The following is a 16,203-nucleotide window of genomic DNA, read 5'->3' as shown; positions in this document are numbered from 1 at the left end:
GCGTTCCGTTTTTTTGTTTTAGCTGATTTGAATGAGATAGGCTAAATCGAAAAGTTAATACCGTGCTCTGTTTTATGGCGCAGTCTCAGAGCCGTAAATATGTCTGCCGGGACAGGTTTACTGAGCAGGTAACCCTGATAGCGGTCACACTTTAGATCTGCCAGAGCATGAAGCTGATGTTTTGTTTCCACCCCTTCGGCTAACACTTTTAAACCCAGCGCCTGACCCATCGCTGTGATCGCTGCGACAATTTCAAAATCATCCTGATTCTGATCGATCTCATCAATAAAGCTTTTATCAATCTTTAACAGATCTAGGGGCAACTGTTTCAGCTGAGTGAAGGAGGAGTAACCGGTACCAAAATCATCGATGGCAAGCTTAATGCCGATATCTTTCAGTTGGTTCAGCAGTTTCATCGGCTGCTCCGGATTGCCCATCAGGCTGCTTTCCGTCAGCTCCAGTTCCAGATGCTGCGGTGGGAAGCCTGTTTCCAGTAATATTCGGGTAATGTGGACATACAGTTCCGGGTTGCGCAGTTGAACCGGTGAGAGGTTAACAGCCAGTTGAAGCGGTTCAAAACCGGCATCGAGCCAGGCTTTGCCCTGACGACAGGTTTGTTCCAGTACCTTTAGGCCGATCTCATGAATCAGGCCGTTTTCTTCGCACTGAGGGATAAAATTGGTTGGTGGAATCAGGCCGTCAATCGGATGGTGCCAACGTACCAGAGCTTCTGCGCCCATGATCTCCTGACTGAGAATATCCACCTGGGGCTGATAATAAACCTCAAGCTGATTCTGAAGCAGTGCCGTATGCATGCTGGTTTCCAGCTCAAGACGTTTACGGGCATTTTCTGTCAGCTCATCAGAGAAGAAGCGTAGCCTTGAGCGCCCCTCATTTTTCGCCTGAAAAAGGGCTGCGTCCGCATGTTGTAAAAGCGTATCGGCATCCATCCCGTTTTGAGGTGCCAGGCTGATACCCATGCTGGCACCTAGTTTCACCGTACGGTTATCAGACAACTTCCAGAGTTGGCTAATGTGTCGAATCAGGTTGTTCGCAATACGAATAAGTTCATCGGTATCGGAGAGATGATCAAACAGCAGTGCGAACTCATCGCCACCCAAGCGACAGACGGTATCCGCCTCGGGCACTTTCTGATTCAGCATGCGAGCTATATGGCGTAGTAGTTCGTCTCCGCTGCTATGGCCGTAACTGTCGTTAACATTCTTGAAACGGTCGAGCCCGATCACAATCAGAGCGACCTGATGTTTCTCTTTAGGTAGCTGTCGGATAGCGTGATCAGTGCGCATCATTAGGTTTTTACGGTTAGCCAGGCCCGTCAGAGGATCGTGATAATCCAAAAACATCAGTCGGCTTTCGGATTCCCGTTGCTCGGAAAGGTCAGCAAAAACGCCTACGTAGTGATTAATTTGACCCTTGTGGTCCCAAACGACACTGATGTTAAGTAGCTCCGGGTAGGTGCTGCCATCGGCCCGTCGACTGATGAGTTCACCCTGCCAGTGGCCATAGGTTCTGATACTGTGCCACATCGCTTTATAGAAGCGACGATCCTGCTCTTCAGACTGAAGAATGGCCGGGGAGAGTCCCAGAACCTGTTCCTCGGTATAACCTGTCATATTGCAGAAGGCTTTATTCACCCGTTGAATTTTTAAACGGGCACTGACAACCATGACGGCTTCGTTTGTATTTTCAAAAACAGCAGCAGCCTGTTTTAGGCGAAGTTCGTTCTGTTTGCTTTGAGTGATATCTTTCAGATGAACAAAAAAGCGACCACCCCGATGGGGCCAATATGAGGTTTTGACTTCGACATCAATGAGGTGGCCATCTTTACAGCGATGAGAGGTCTCAAATAACCCCCGTCCCTGACGAGATATTTCTGCAATGTGCTTTTTGATTTGATCTGTGTCTTCATTGCTCAGATCATAAATAGTCATTTGCAGAATTTCGTTTTCGCTATAGCCCACCATATCGCAGTAGGCCTGATTCACTTCCAGAATTTTGCCTTCTGCGTCGACGATCCAGAAACCATCCATCGAGGTTTCAATCACACTGCGGTAGGTTTCCTCCCGTTCCCTCAGGTTTTCTTCTATACGAAGTCGCTCGGAAATATCCCGGGCAGAGGCGACAAAGTAATCATCATCACCCAGCTGAACCAGATTGGTGTTGACCTCTACCGGGAGCATACCGCCATGCTTGATTTTATGTTCAGTGTGAAAGAATAGTGATTGATGGGCTTTCAACTGCTCTTTCATGCCTTCAGGGCTAATATTTACCGCATAGCTGGATATATCTGTCAGATGCTTACCGATAAGCTCTTCCCGGCTGAATCCGGTTTGCTGGCAGGCTTGCCGGTTGACATCCACTACATTCAGACTATTGGCCGACAGAATGTAAATACCATCTCTTACCTGATCCATCAGTGTTGTGAGCAGCGATTTCTGATCGACTTTTTCTAGCTGGCTTTTTAATAAACTGAACTTGTCCTCGCGACTCTGTAGTTCAGCTTCGAGATAGTCCACGTAGCTCATCTGAATCGCGCGACTGATATCATGATGTGTGATGATGCCGCAGATCTTTTGGTCTGTATCCGTCACGATAAAGCGGCGCACTTTATACTGATCCATACGCTGCAGAGCGGTCAGAATAAGGCAGTCACTTTCAACGCTCAGCACAGGGGTGTGCATCACATCATAAAGCGGGTATGGGATAGTTGCGTGTGTTCCAGTGCCAGCTGTACCAGATCTCTTTCACTGATAATGCCAATAGCCCGATCGTCTTCAGTCACCACAATAGAACTGATATGCGCTTTGTCCATGGCGTACAAAGCTTGTTGCAGGCTGTCTTTAGCAGCAAGAGTAACCACTTGGCGGTTCATCACCTGTTGAACTTTCAGGTTGATTGCCACGGGCATATGCAGAAAGTGGTTGGTGAAATCTTTGTTGCAGACAACACCCATGATATCTCCAGCGTCATTAACGACGACCAGGTGACTAACCTGATGATCATTCATCAGAATAAAGGCATCGTTGCGATGCATCTGCTCACTGATGACAATGGCATCATGGGCATACTCTTGAATTGAGCCTTTGAGCTGCTGGCTTTGGGCCAGCTGATGAATCAGATGATGTTCGGTAAAGATTCCGAGTGGCTTCTGATCTTTCGAGATGACAACGACGCAGCTGCTTTTTTCCTGCTGCATTAGCTGGAGTACGGCGGAGATATCTTCTTGCGGTGAAACCGTGATCAGTTGAGGAGACAGCATCTGGCTGACTTTCGGGGATTCCATTGCTTCTCCTGGCTATTTCTGAAGACCGAAGTGATGGTGCTGCGGGTTAAACACCGGAAGACTCCCATAACAGGAACTGAGCATAATAATAACGCATCCTCTTGGACGAAAGATTAACATTTATTATTAATGTATCAAAATATGGCCGGTTCCTTTTTTGAGGCAGGTTAGCAAGGTAGAAGACTGCCCTCAGGAGGAGCAGCTCAGGCAGACTTTCGCTGCCCGGTCAGGAGGCTGTCCTGCATATTCAGGCCGTTGCGGATGGTAGCGAAAAGGCTCTCTCAGCAGGATCAGAAGTTCATTTATCCGCGTTATGTCACCCTGATGAGCCTGTGTGATCGCTTCCTGCGCCATATAATTACGCAACAGGTAAACCGGGTTCACGTTTTGCATCTCAGACAGGCGCTGTTTTTCTAATTCTTGTTCTTGTTCTTGTTCTTGTTCTTGTTCTTGTTCTTGTACAAGGCGCTGATGATACTGCTTTAGCCAAAGCTCAAAGGCTGAGGGATAGGTGCAGATACCTGCCAGTTTTTCACCTTGTTTTATGGCTGGGGTTTCACTCAAAAGTCGGAAGAAGAGGATGATGTCAGTTTTTTGCACTTCTAATAGTTGCCAGAGGTCTTTGATCAGTTGCTTGTCGGTTTCATCTTCGGACTGTTGTGAATAACTGCGTAAGCCCAAACGCCGACGCATCAGTGTCAGGTATTCCTGCTCATAGATCTCTGTGAAGCCTTCCAGCTCTTTTTCCAGTAATGACTGAGCAACTTTTTCCTCACGGGATACCAATGGCATAAAGCACTGTGCCAGACAAATCAGATTCCAGTGCATCACCTCAGGCTGATGTTTAAAGGCGTAGCGACCCTGATGGTCAGAGTGGTTGCTGACCTGATCCGCTTTAAAGTGGTCCATAAACTGGAAGGGTCCATAATCAAAGGTCTCACCAATGATCGACATATTGTCGGTATTCATGACGCCGTGAACAAAACCGTAGGCCTGCCATCGAGCAACCAAGGTAGCGCTGAGCCGGATCACGTTGCGTATCAGCCCCAAAGGTGGGTTATCGGTTTTTACTAATTCAGGGAAATAGCGCTTGATGACATAGTCAGTGAGCTGAGCGAGTTCGTCGAATCGACGCTTGTGGTAAAGATGTTCAAAGTGGCCGAACCGGATATGGCAGGGGGTTACTCGTAACAGCGTTGCGCAAGGTTCCGGAAAGCCCTCCCGTAATACCGTCTCCGGGGAACCGACCACACAGAGCGCTTCAGTCGTCGGAATCCCCAGGCCGGTCATCGCTGCACTGGCCAGATATTCCCGAATGCTGGAGTGCAAAACGGCCCGGCCATCGCCAAAGCGTGAGTAGGCTGTTTTTCCGGCACCTTTGAGGTGAAGGTCCCGCAGTATGCCATCCGGGCCTTTATGTTCGCCCAGCAACAGGCCGCGACCATCCCCCAGTTGAGGGTTGTAGACGCCAAACTGGTGTCCCGTGTATTTCATCGCCAAAGGCTTACTGCCGCTGAACAGTCTCTGACCACCGACATATTCTGCCAGTCTCCGGGGATCCAGGGTGTTCAGGTCCAACCCCAGTTTTTTAGCGACATCGTGATTGGCGCTGACCAGCCAGGGGGCCTTCAGTGGTGATGGTGTCAGAGACTGGTAGTGATGTTCCGGTAGTTGCCGATAATGATTGATCAGCTGAAGCTGATCTAACGCAGTGGGCTTGATCGGTTGAGAGTTTGCGGGAAGGCTCAAAATGTAGCTCTCTCTGAACGGGCTGAGTCTATATCATAGTTTTTTAGTCGGAATTGTCCATGGGAGCCGTTTTATGACGGGGTCGTTGCGGGGTTAAAAACAGATCCTTAAGTCTCATATTTTTCATCCAAAGGACCTAAAGTCGCCTCAGTTAAAAAATACCTCGCAAGGCCTATACCTGTTGGCGGGTGTTTGGGCCTATAATCGGGATCCTAAAATTTTGCCGCACTGCATCATAGACCGCTGTTGAGCCTGTCTTACAGACATCCGATTCAGGATGCGCGCAATCGGCGGTCTTGCCTGCAGTTATAATAAGATAACAATCAAGAAGGCCCCCCAATGACCGAACTGCTGCATACTGTCCTGCTGGCGCTGGCTTTTTTAGCGCTGTTAGGTGTTGTTTTTGAAGAAGTAATCCATATTAACAAAGCCAAAGTGACCCTGTTTCTGGGAACGGTTTCCTGGCTTTTGATGTTTATTTTCCCGGAGAGCGATGCCGGACTTGTCCGCATTGAAGAAGGCCTGTCGGAGAGTATCTCTGAGATCGCCGAACTCTGGCTGTTTCTGGTCGCAGCGATGACCTTTGTTGCCTACCTGAACAAAAAAGGGCTGATTCAGAACCTGATCTATCTCTTCCTGCCCTCGCGGATCTCCGAGAAGATGCTGCTGGTGCTGACCGGCCTGTTCTGTTTCATCTTCTCCTCTATTGCCGATAACATCACCGCGACGCTGGTATCTGCCGCGCTGATTCTCTCCCTTAATCTTGAAGCTAAAAAGACGCTGCGCTTTGCTGCTCTGGTGGTTTTTGCGGTTAACTCCGGGGGTGTCGCGCTGATTACCGGTGATGTGACCACCCTGATGATTTTCCTGTCGGGACATGTCGGTGTACTACAGCTGCTGTATCTTTCCCTGCCGGCGCTGATCGGTGTTGTGTCCCTGACGCTGATGCTCTCTTTCGGTCTGAAAGGGGATGTGGTGATTGAGAAGAAGATCACGCCGATTCGTCGGGTGGACCTGATTATCGCGGTCGTCTTTCTGAGCACTATTCTGCTGACGATCGCCTTTAATGCCTTGTTCCACATTCCGCCAATGCTGACCTTCCTGGCGGGTATGTCGCTGATGTTTCTGGTGGCGCGTTTCTTCGATGATGACAACGAAGATCCCATTATGGATTACATCCGGGTGATTGAATTTGAAACCCTGTTGTTCTTCCTGGGTATTCTGCTACTGGTTGGCATGCTGAAAGAAATTGGTGTTCTGGAAAGTCTGGTCACACTCTATGAGATCATGCCGCCTTTGCTGGCTAACTATCTGATGGGGGTATTGTCTGCCGGTATTGATAACGTCCCCCTGACGGCCGCAGTACTGAAAGCGGGTATCGAGATGAGCACGCAGGAGTGGATGGGGCTGACCTACGCCGTGGGTGTCGGCGGTTCGCTGCTGGTGATCGGTTCCGCGGCGGGTATCGTGATGATGAGCAAAATCGGTGCCCTGACCTTTGGTCGCTATGTGCGCTTTATTTTGCCGCTGCTGATCGCTTATACCCTGGGTTATGCTGGTGCCTGGGCGCTGGGTCACTGGATGTTCTGATCTCGCTTAAAGATCCCGGAAAGGCCAGCATTGCTGGCCTTTTTGTTGTCCGCCTTTCCGGTTAACTTTCTGTCATACTTGGATTATTCAGAGCCCCCTATTGGCTCAACCTAACCCTTGAATGACAGGAGCCATCTGTGTCTTCCATCGCCCGTCTTTCTCTGTCCCGATCCCTGAGCTTCTCGTTCCGGCTGAATCTGCAAGCCAGGATGCTGATTCTGCTGGGTGGTTTTGCCCTGCTGCTGACGCTGGCGATGGGGGCTGTATCCCTTAACTTTATTGCCCGTACACTGGAAGCTCAAATGGGACAGCAGGCGCTGGATGTTGCCCGTGCCGTTGCCCGGCTACCTCAGATACGCGAGGGGCTTGAGCAGGGCGACAGCCGTAAGATACAGCCACTGGTGGAAGAGATACGCTCAGCGATCGGGGCGCGTTTTATTGTGGTGGGTGATGAACAGGGTGTCCGGTATGCTCACCCCTTGCCAGACCGGATCGGTAAGAAGATGGTTGGTGGCGACAACGCCCGGGCGTTGGAGTTGGGGGAGGAGTATGTCTCTAAAGCTGTCGGCAGTCTTGGGCCCTCGGTGCGGGGTAAGGTGCCTGTTTTTTCTACCGCAGACTCAGACCGTGAAGATGGGCATCAGAAGGTGATCGGCATCATCTCCGTTGGCTATATGCTCAACCAGATCGATCAGGTCGTCGGGCATTATCAGACCGGAATCTGGTGGTTTTCAGCGGCAACGGTTCTGGTGAGTCTCTTTCTGGCCAAGCTGATCAGTGACTACTTTAAGCGGGCCATTTTTGGCTTTGAGCCGGAAGAGATCGCCCGTCTCTATCAGGAGCGAAATGCGACCCTGCAATCGGTTCGCGAGGGGATCATTGCGATTAATCCCAAAGGCAATGTCACGACTTTTAATGAAGCCGCGCTTAATATCTTTGGTTTAGATCCTAACGAGAGTATGCAGGGGCGCAATATCCGTGAGTTTCAGCCTAACAGTGACCTGCTGCAGGTGATGCAATCCGGCAAACCCTTGCTGGATAAAGAAGATATTATTGGTGGTCACCGGGTTCTGGTGAACCGGATCCCTCTGTTTCAGAGTGGTGTCCGGGGCTATCCCAGGAAGGTGATCGGCGCGGTATCCAGTTTCCGGCGTAAAGATGAGCTGGATCGACTGACCGATCAGCTGAACCGTATGCAGATCTACGCGGATACCCTGCGCAGTCAGGCACATGAATACTCCAACAAGCTGCATACCATTGCCGGTCTGATTCAGATTGGCGCAACCGATCAGGCGATAGACCTGATCGGGCAGGAAACCCGGGATCATCAGACCCTGCTGCACTTTTTGCTCACCGCCGTGCCGGATCCGGTGCTGTCCGGCTGTATTCTGGGTAAATATAACCGCGCCCGGGAGTTGGGGCTGACGCTGGAGATCGACCCGGAAAGTGAGATGCAGGATCTGCCGGATCATCTGCCCCGGGAACTGCTGGTGACGATTTTGGCTAATCTGCTGGATAACGCCATGGATGCCTCGCTGGATGCCGGACATGCCAAGCATATCCGTCTGTCGATGACGGATCTGGGCAATGATCTGATCTTTGAAGTCGAGGATGAAGGGGACGGCGTTGATCCTCAAACCGCCGATGCTCTGTTTGGCAAAGGTGTGAGCAGTAAACCCGGTGAGAATCATGGCTATGGACTTTATCTGGTGGCACAGGCGCTGAAGCGTCTGCAGGGGGAGATCGCCCTGGAACCTCTTGAGCCGAAAGGTACCCGTGCTGTGGTTTATATTCCGAAGCAGCCTAAGGGTTGATCCGGCTGTTTTACTATCCGGCTGTCTTACTGATACGGATTCATGCCGAATTTGGCGAATGAAATCAGGTGATTAACAAGCCTAAGCGATATAATGAACCGCTTTTAAAATAACAACAGAGCGATGGTTAACTTATGACACAGGCCGCTAATACACCCACAGCATCCTACCGCATCGTGATCGCAGAGGATGACCGGCGCATCGCTGAGATTCAGCAGCGTTTTATCGAAAAGATTCCGGGTTTTGAGGTCGAGGGCATCGCGCTGACACTGGATGAGGCGCGGGATCTGACGGAGATTCTGCAGCCCGATCTGATCCTGCTGGATATTCATTTCCCGGAAGGCACCGGCCTTGAGTTACTGCAGGAGCTGCGCGGACGTAATCAGGCTACCGATGTGATTCTGGTGACCGCGGCTAAAGAAGCGTCAACGCTGCAGGCCGCCCTGCGTGGCGGGGTTTTTGATTACATCCTTAAGCCGCTGGTGTTTGACCGTTTACAGGCGGCACTGCAGAACTACAGCCGCCACCGGCAGCAGCTGGAAGCACTGGTTCAGCAGGATTCCAGTCTGGCACAACAGGATGTGGATCAGCTGATGCCGCGTAATGATGCTGCGCCGACGGCTGACGGTATGGGCGATGCCTCTGCCTCTGAGCCTGCTGCGGACTCAGGGACCCGCCATAAGAATCTGCCCAAGGGGATTGATGCCCTGACTTTGGATAAGATCGTGGCAGCTTTTGACACGGACGTGACCGAAGCGGTTAACGCCGAGACACTGGGGCAGCTGGTGGGCGTCAGCCGAACCACCGCCCGTCGTTATCTGGAATATCTGGTCAGCTGTGAACAGCTGGAAGCGGATATCAGCTACGGCACAGTGGGCCGGCCTGAGCGTCGCTATCGCCGAAAATCGAACCGCTGAGCAGCCCCCTCCGGCCATCCCCTTTTCAGAATCCCCGAAACAAAAAAAGCCGGTATTCCCCTACAGGATACCGGCTAAATAGTGAGCACGAATGCTCGACCCATTCCGAATGTATACCCACCCGATGAGAGATCCGTTCAGGTGGGCAACGGTCATTTAGATGCTCTGGCTGATAAAAGTTCCTGAGCCTTGCTAAATCACCGAAAAATAATGATTTGTTTCCTCTCGTTCCTGTTCTTTTTTACTGATCAGGCGGTTTTCTCTGTGCCGCTGTTTGTGTCAGCGTTAAGAGCCGCTTTGTCACGTTTTTTCTGCAGCAGCATCTGAACAATCGGAGCCGCCAGAACCAGTACGGTAATGCAGACAATGACCAGCGTAATCGGACGTTCCCACAGGAAGGAGAGGCTGCCGTCAGAGATCATCAGAGCGCGACGCAGATTGTTCTCCATCAGACCACCCAGAACAAAGCCCAGCAGTAGAGGTGCCATCGGGAAGTTCAGCATACGCAGACCGATCGCCGCCATACAGAACGCCACCATCATGACGATATCGAAGGTGTTGAATGAGACCAGATACACACCGGTAATCGCAAAGAAGAGAATCATCGGCACCAGTACGGTACGTGGAATCATCAGCAGCTTAGAGATATACGGAATCAGCGGCAGGTTCAGAATCAGCAGTACGATGTTGCCGATGTACATAGACACAATCACCGACCAGAACACGTCCGGGTTGTCGATCATCATGCGTGGGCCCGGCTGAATACCGTAAGCGATCAGGGCACCCAGCATGATGGCGGTGGTACCGGAACCCGGAATACCCAGTGTCAGAAGCGGTACAAAAGAGCCGGATGATGAGGCGTTGTTAGCCGCTTCAGGGGCAACCAGACCGCGCAAAGAACCAAAACCAAACTTCAGTTTCTCTTTCGCACTGGCGAGGTTACGTTCCATACCGTAAGCCAGGAAGGCCGCGATGGTCGCACCGGCACCCGGCAGAACGCCCACGATAAAGCCCAGAACCGAAGAGCGCAGCGCCGTTGGAGCAACCTCTTTCACTTCCTCTTTGGTCACGGCCATGCTGCCGATCTGGCTGGAATCGGTTTCGTTCTCTTCCTCTTTCAGGTGATCACGCTTCAGTACGGCCATCACGACTTCTGCCAGAGCAAAGGTAGCCATCGCCAGCAGCAGGAAGCTGATACCGTCCATCAGATCGATATTGCCGAAGGTGAAACGCTCAACACCGGTAGAGCGGTCGGTGCCCACGGTTGAGATCATCAGACCCAGAACCGTCATCAAAAGCGCTTTTATCACCTGACCTTTGCCAGAAAAGGCCGCAACAGCGGTCAGGCCAAGAACCATCAGGGCAAAGTAATCTGCTGACTGAAAGCTCAGGGACACGCTGGCCAGAGCCGGTGCTGCGACTAAAAGGAAAATGGCTGAAATAGTACCGCCGGTGAAGGACGCATAAGCCGCCAGTGCTAATGCTTTACCTGCCTGACCCTTCTGAGCCAGCGGGTAACCGTCAAACGCGGTAACTACGGTACTGGAACAACCCGGTGCGTTGATCAGAATGGAGGAGGTTGAACCGCCAAAGATCGCACCGTAGTAAACACCGGCCATCAGAATGATGCCCGAGGAAGGTTCCAGACCATAGGTAATAGGAATCATCAGGGCGATGGCCGAAATAGGGCCAAGACCCGGTAACATGCCGATAAAGGTACCGACAAAGCAGCCGACGAAAACCATCAGCAGATTCATGGGCATTACGGCGGTGCCCAGACCCGTTAAGATACCGTCTAACATGGGATTAACCTCCGAAACCGATCAGGGCAAACAGCTGGCCCGGAGCCAGATAGATATCCAGCAGTTGTGTCAGTGCAAACCAGAACACCAGTACAAAAGGCAGTGACGCACCAAACAGGATCTTTTTGCGTCGTTCACCCAGTACCCAGAAACCGGTAAACAGGAAGAAGGTGGTGGCGATCACAAAACCCATCCACTTAAGCCCCATGGCGTAGATCACCATAATGGCCAGCAGCTTGATCACCGTTGACCAGTCGTAGCCCAATGCAGGCGTCAGGGTCGGAACCGCCAGCTCGTCGCTTGCCTGTTGTTTGTTTTTTTGCTGTTCGCGCAGTGCGTTGATCACCAGCGAAAAAGACAGCACCGTACCCAGAACAGACAGAACATAAGGTAGGGTACGTGCTGTAAACGGTTCATATTCATCACCGGGGAAATACGGGATCAGCTGAGCTGATAACCCGTAGCCGATCGACAGCGCCAGAAAAATCAGGCCGCCGATCAGATCCTTGTTCAAAGATAAGGATGACGTCGATACAGAGGTCACAGGTTTTGAAGGTGTCTGATGGTTAGACATGACGAACTCCAGCCGAAGACGAAAGCCCCCGGAAAAGATATTGAATTCAAATCAGATAGAAACAGACCTGAGGTGGTTGCTGCAGCCGTAGCGGGCTGTAGTACTTAGTGCAGTACTTGGCGCAGTACCTGAGGTGTGTTTGAGATCGTAGTGGTAACGGTGGTGACCGGAACCTGATCAGGCTCGGTTACCACCGCTGTTCGCTCAGGGTGTGCTGTGCTTACTTCAGGAAGCCCAGTTCACGCATCAGACTACCTACCTGCTCTTCCTGTGCTTCCAGGAAGGTGACAAACTCAGTGGTCGGCTTGTAGTCGTTAACCCAGCCGTTGCGGGAGCGAACCGTTTCCCAGGCTTCAGTGTTGTACATATCACCCAGCACTTTCGCCAGCTCATCACGTTTGGCATCGCTCATACCCGGCGCACCAAAGAAACCACGCCAGTTGGCAAATACGGTGTTGTTGCCCATCTCTTTCAGAGTCGGAACGTTTGGCGCATCAGGTGTACGTTTTGGTGCCGTGGTCGCCAGAATACGAACCTGACCGGCTTTTGCCATTTCCAGTGCTTCACCGAGACCTGTGGACAGCAGATCCGCTTCACCGGACAGCAGGCCCGCCATCGCTTTACCGCCTGCATCGTAGGCGATGTAGCGTAGGGAGCGTGGATCAAAACCTTCTTCTTTAATCGCTGCTGCAGGTACCAGATGGTCCATGCTGCCCCGGGTAGAACCACCGGCAAATTTCACTTTACGTGGGTTTTCACGGTAATCCGCGATCACGTCATCCCAGTGGTTGTATGGGCTGTCGTTACGCACGACCAAAGCACCGTAGTCGGCAATCGTACCGGCTACCGGCGTCAGATCACGGAAAGACTGTGGGAAAACACCGGTCAGAGAACGGATAACGATCGGTGTTGAGTTCACCATCAGAGTATCTTTTTGCTGTGCTGCGGTTTCGATCAGGTAAGCGATCGCTTTACCACCGCCGCCACCGGACAGGTTCTGGAAGGAAACCTTGTTCACCAGACCGGATTTTTTCAGCGCTTCACCGGTACCGCGTGCTGTGCCATCCCAGCCACCACCAGCGCCACCAGGCACCAGAAAGTGAATGCTCTCAACCTGAGCCTGTGCGGCATTAACCGACAGAGGCAGAGACAGTGCGCCTGTGAACGCAACGGCCGCAGCCATTTTCAGCAGCGCTCTCCGTGAAAAAGAGCGACGGGTGAATGATTGATTGGTTTTCATGATGGTGACCTCGTTGATTATTTTTATCGGGGTTCTTTTCAGTTAACGCATCTAATAATGTGATGGACGCTTTGGTTGTTTCCGGCGGTGCTGCCCGCCAGTGACCTTCTTCAGATCTGTTCATGGCAAGTTGAACATGCCATGAACCTTAGTTAACGAGGTGACAAAGCAGAAGTTTATGAACTTAAAGGCTTTTTATTTCTTAAAGGGCATTTTGTTCATAAAAACCACGGCGGGCAGAATTGTGATAGCGGGGTGATGACATGGTCGGGCAGTAATCAGTTAGCTGATCGGCCGGGAAATAGCAGGCACCGGAAAAATCCAGTGGTAGCGATGACTTAGCCGTGTCTTTCCTATGCGTAGCTCGGGCAGCTCGTTATAATGAAAACAAGAGATAAAACAGATCAAACGACTCGGTCTTATAAAGACTTATCGAGGATATTATGGAACCCCTATTTGTACCTGACAGTGACCAGGTCAGGCGCTGGTTAAACGAAGGTTCAACCACCAACTACATCTGTGAGCACTGTGATGGTCTGCATCTGACGGATCTGCAGCAGCTGGATGGAGTACTGGACAGCCGGATCTTTGTTGAGGCGGACCATTTAGTGCTCACTACAGAGGTCGAGCTACGGCCAACCGCACTGTTGCCTCTGACCATCGAGATGGGGCGAATCAATATGGCATTTCCGCATCTGAAAGTGTTTGTAGAAGTCAGCGACGAAGCCCTGCCAAAACTGATCATGATGGATACCCTGCACACCCGCGCCGGTGTTTCCTTCAGCCAGTTCCGTCATTTCCTGCTCAATGTGATGGAGTACACCCGGCAGCTGGTGAGTGATTGCCAGAACATGGGCGTCATCACCTATCCCGAAGGCCCGGATAGTGACGATGAGGAATCGGAAGGGAGCTATTTGCACTGAAGTGGGTTGAGGTAGATTGAAAAAACCGCGTGCCAATGGCTTGCGGTCTTTGGTTCATAGTACCTTAGGCGCTTGCCTTTAGGTAATAATTGGTGCGATGTCCGGCTGAGAAGGCGGCTCCATCGGGGTGTCCGGTTCCAGCTCTTCTGACCAGGCTTCTACCTGATCCACAATATCGCTGGTGTCTTCTTTAAAGCGGGCGATATGGAACAGGGCTTCTCCTTCGTGCACCAGCGGCAGGTTGACCCGGCCAATCACGATACCGTCGCAGGGCGCGATAACTTCCACCTCAAACTCGCCCATCGGATCGGCAACCAGAGCGATAACACTGCCCTTGGTGGTGCGTGCTCCCAGTGGTAGCAGCGTTCGCAGGATGCCGCTGGTGGGTGAGCGCACCCAGATAGAGTTCAGGGCAACGGTGGGTTCCTGTGGTTCTTTTTTACGGCGAACTTTACGAATCATACCCAGCTGGCGCATCACGTTAACGATACCGTTCATTCCGGCGCGGATGCAGACCTCATCAAAGCGCAGCGCTTCCCCGGCTTCGTAGAGAATAATCGGGATGCCTTTATCTGCTGCCGCTTTTCGGAAGGTACCTTCTTTGCACTCGGAGTGCAGAATAACCGGTAGGCCAAAGGCGCGGGCCATCTCTGTGCAGGTCTCATTCGTGGGGTCAAAGCGGATCTGAGGCAGGTTAGCTCTGTGACGTGCTCCGGTATGCAGGTCGATACCGTGGGTGGCATGGCTGACAACCTGTTCAATAAAGCTGTAGGCCATGCGTCCGGCCAAAGATCCTTTGGGTGATCCCGGAAAGCTGCGGTTCAGGTCACGGCCGTCGGGCAGATAGCGACTGTGGGCGACAAAACCGTGAATATTGACGATAGGGACAACAATCAGTGTTCCGGACAGGCTGGATAGCTGGCGCAGTTTCAGCAGGCGGCGGATGACCTCAACACCGTTAATCTCATCACCGTGGATGGCGGCACTGACCAACAGTACTGGGCCTGGCTTTTTACCGTGAATGACCTGAATAGTGAGGTTGACATCAGCGTTGGTGACCATTGCTGCAATAGGGATTTTCAGTGTGCGGCGTTGACCGGGAAGAATGGTCACTCCATTGATTTCCAGAGGTGTCGCTTTCATGCATTAGGCTCCGAGTGAGCGTTTTCCGGCAGGCTTTTGGCCTGATTCTTCTTATTTAGATCGGTATTGCTTTGATGTTTCTGAATGATTAAGGCTCAGGCAGAGCGAACTGCCTGAGCCTTGCTGTTAGCCTTTTCCGCGGGTTTTGGTGCTGTTGGGCTTGGCGTTCAGTTCGATAAATTCAATAATCAGGGTGGCCACATCCTTCTTGGTGGCGTTTTCGATACCTTCAAGGCCCGGAGAAGAGTTAACTTCCATCACCAGAGGTCCACGGTTCGAACGCAGCAGGTCGACACCTGCGATATTCAACCCCATGCATTGCGCCGCTTTGATTGCTGTTGCGCGTTCATCGGGTGTTAGCTTGGTTAGCTGGGCGGTACCGCCTCTGTGCAGGTTGGAGCGGAATTCGCCTTCAGCAGCGGTACGCTCCATAGCGGCCACTACTTTCTTGCCGATCACCAGACAACGCACATCAGAGCCACCGGCTTCCTTGATAAATTCCTGTACCAGAATATCAGCTTCCAGTTCACGGAAGGCGTCGATCACACTTTCTGCCGCTTTGCGGGTTTCAGCCAGCACAACGCCTTTACCCTGAGTACCTTCGGTCAGCTTAATCACCAAAGGGGCACCACCAACCAGATCGATCAGCTCTTTGGTGTTATCAACACTATGGGCAAAACCGGTTTTTGGCATACCTACGCCCTTGCGGGACAAGAGTTGCAGAGAGCGTAGTTTGTCACGGGAGCGACCCAGTGCGATGGATTCTGTCAGGGTATAAGCACCCATCATCTCAAACTGACGGATGACCGACAGACCATATTGGGTTACCGATGCACCGATACGAGGAATGATGGCATCGAAGCCTTCCAGTTTTTCACCCTGATACCAAACCGCCGGAGAGGATGAGGTGATATCCATGTAGCACTTCAGGGTGTCAATGACCTGGACTTCATGACCACGTTGTTCACAGGCTTCCACCAGGCGGCGGGTGGAGTATAGATTTGCGTTGCGGGACAAGATGCCGATTTTCATGGGGCTTCCTTTTACAATTTGAATATCGTGTTTGATACCGCCCTTTGAGACACAAGGTATATATGGGTGAAAGGGCGTTTAAAATGGCAGCCGAGTCAGGGGGCTTCCCTTGTTA

The 16,203-nt window shown here is 51.7% G+C and carries 12 protein-coding genes; 4 read left to right on the top strand and 8 right to left on the bottom strand.

Going from position 1 to position 16,203, the window contains the following annotated elements; translation table 11 throughout:
• Positions 1–41: 41 nt before the first annotated feature.
• The 3 genes from AC4GL5_RS06260 to AC4GL5_RS06250 all read right to left on the bottom strand — a co-directional run bounded on the left by AC4GL5_RS06260 (position 42) and on the right by AC4GL5_RS06250 (position 5,053).
• The gene (locus AC4GL5_RS06260) at positions 42–2,702 is read right to left on the bottom strand and encodes an EAL domain-containing protein (RefSeq protein ID WP_490381956.1); all 2,661 of its coding nucleotides are present in this window, start codon (positions 2,700–2,702) and stop codon (positions 42–44) included.
• Positions 2,702–3,304: a CBS domain-containing protein gene (locus AC4GL5_RS06255; protein ID WP_490381937.1), complete on the bottom strand. Its 603-nt coding sequence runs from the start codon at positions 3,302–3,304 to the stop codon at positions 2,702–2,704. The genes AC4GL5_RS06260 and AC4GL5_RS06255 overlap by 1 nt, the downstream gene beginning before the upstream one ends.
• A 189-nt stretch (positions 3,305–3,493) precedes the next feature.
• Positions 3,494–5,053, bottom strand: coding sequence for a protein adenylyltransferase SelO (locus AC4GL5_RS06250; RefSeq protein WP_490381936.1), 1,560 nt, complete (start codon positions 5,051–5,053; stop codon positions 3,494–3,496).
• Between the two features lie 339 nt (positions 5,054–5,392).
• Here AC4GL5_RS06250 and nhaD point away from each other — a divergent pair, with 339 nt between their 5' ends.
• The 3 genes from nhaD to AC4GL5_RS06235 all read left to right on the top strand — a co-directional run bounded on the left by nhaD (position 5,393) and on the right by AC4GL5_RS06235 (position 9,374).
• Entirely contained in the window at positions 5,393–6,643 is a 1,251-nt protein-coding gene (gene nhaD / locus AC4GL5_RS06245; protein WP_490381935.1) for a sodium:proton antiporter NhaD, read from the top strand.
• A 137-nt stretch (positions 6,644–6,780) separates the two neighbouring features.
• Complete coding sequence (locus tag AC4GL5_RS06240) at positions 6,781–8,457, top strand: ATP-binding protein (RefSeq protein WP_490381934.1); 1,677 nt, start codon at positions 6,781–6,783, stop codon at positions 8,455–8,457.
• A gap of 134 nt (positions 8,458–8,591) precedes the next feature.
• On the top strand, positions 8,592–9,374 hold the full coding sequence (locus AC4GL5_RS06235) for a response regulator (RefSeq protein WP_490381933.1): 783 nt from the start codon (positions 8,592–8,594) through the stop codon (positions 9,372–9,374).
• A gap of 248 nt (positions 9,375–9,622) precedes the next feature.
• On the opposite strand, the gene AC4GL5_RS06230 is transcribed toward AC4GL5_RS06235, so the two are convergent.
• The 3 genes from AC4GL5_RS06230 to AC4GL5_RS06220 form a co-directional block, all read right to left on the bottom strand.
• Positions 9,623–11,176 (bottom strand): tripartite tricarboxylate transporter permease, encoded by a 1,554-nt coding sequence (locus tag AC4GL5_RS06230; RefSeq protein ID WP_490381932.1) that lies wholly within the window; start codon positions 11,174–11,176, stop codon positions 9,623–9,625.
• A gap of 4 nt (positions 11,177–11,180) precedes the next feature.
• On the bottom strand, positions 11,181–11,750 hold the full coding sequence (locus AC4GL5_RS06225; RefSeq protein WP_490381931.1) for a tripartite tricarboxylate transporter TctB family protein: 570 nt from the start codon (positions 11,748–11,750) through the stop codon (positions 11,181–11,183).
• 220 nt (positions 11,751–11,970) lie between these two features.
• On the bottom strand, positions 11,971–12,990 hold the full coding sequence (locus tag AC4GL5_RS06220; protein WP_490381930.1) for a Bug family tripartite tricarboxylate transporter substrate binding protein: 1,020 nt from the start codon (positions 12,988–12,990) through the stop codon (positions 11,971–11,973).
• Between the two features lie 443 nt (positions 12,991–13,433).
• On the opposite strand from AC4GL5_RS06220, the gene AC4GL5_RS06215 reads away from it, so the two are divergent.
• Positions 13,434–13,913, top strand: coding sequence for a YbjN domain-containing protein (locus tag AC4GL5_RS06215; RefSeq protein ID WP_490381929.1), 480 nt, complete (start codon positions 13,434–13,436; stop codon positions 13,911–13,913).
• A 78-nt stretch (positions 13,914–13,991) separates the two neighbouring features.
• Here AC4GL5_RS06215 and AC4GL5_RS06210 read toward each other — a convergent pair whose 3' ends face one another.
• A complete protein-coding gene (locus AC4GL5_RS06210; protein WP_490381928.1) occupies positions 13,992–15,056 on the bottom strand; it encodes a succinylglutamate desuccinylase/aspartoacylase family protein in 1,065 nt (354 codons plus the stop codon).
• 126 nt (positions 15,057–15,182) lie between these two features.
• Positions 15,183–16,088, bottom strand: a complete 906-nt coding sequence (rimK, locus tag AC4GL5_RS06205) for a 30S ribosomal protein S6--L-glutamate ligase (protein WP_490381927.1) — start codon at positions 16,086–16,088, stop codon at positions 15,183–15,185.
• Positions 16,089–16,203: the final 115 nt, after the last annotated feature.

It is taken from the genome of Oceanospirillum sp., assembly GCF_982874595.1.
This window is presented reverse-complemented; position numbering and strand designations above follow the sequence as displayed.

What these genes read in the sequence shown, in the direction of transcription:
- AC4GL5_RS06260 (WP_490381956.1), bottom strand. Translation starts at nt 2,702, where the DNA reads ATGCACACCCCTGTGCTGAGCGTTGAAAGTGACTGCCTTATTCTGACC.
- AC4GL5_RS06255 (WP_490381937.1), bottom strand. Translation starts at nt 3,304, where the DNA reads ATGGAATCCCCGAAAGTCAGCCAGATGCTGTCTCCTCAACTGATCACG.
- nhaD (WP_490381935.1), top strand. Translation starts at nt 5,393, where the DNA reads ATGACCGAACTGCTGCATACTGTCCTGCTGGCGCTGGCTTTTTTAGCG.
- AC4GL5_RS06235 (WP_490381933.1), top strand. Translation starts at nt 8,592, where the DNA reads ATGACACAGGCCGCTAATACACCCACAGCATCCTACCGCATCGTGATC.
- AC4GL5_RS06230 (WP_490381932.1), bottom strand. Translation starts at nt 11,176, where the DNA reads ATGTTAGACGGTATCTTAACGGGTCTGGGCACCGCCGTAATGCCCATG.
- AC4GL5_RS06225 (WP_490381931.1), bottom strand. Translation starts at nt 11,750, where the DNA reads ATGTCTAACCATCAGACACCTTCAAAACCTGTGACCTCTGTATCGACG.
- AC4GL5_RS06220 (WP_490381930.1), bottom strand. Translation starts at nt 12,990, where the DNA reads ATGAAAACCAATCAATCATTCACCCGTCGCTCTTTTTCACGGAGAGCG.
- AC4GL5_RS06215 (WP_490381929.1), top strand. Translation starts at nt 13,434, where the DNA reads ATGGAACCCCTATTTGTACCTGACAGTGACCAGGTCAGGCGCTGGTTA.
- AC4GL5_RS06210 (WP_490381928.1), bottom strand. Translation starts at nt 15,056, where the DNA reads ATGAAAGCGACACCTCTGGAAATCAATGGAGTGACCATTCTTCCCGGT.
- rimK (WP_490381927.1), bottom strand. Translation starts at nt 16,088, where the DNA reads ATGAAAATCGGCATCTTGTCCCGCAACGCAAATCTATACTCCACCCGC.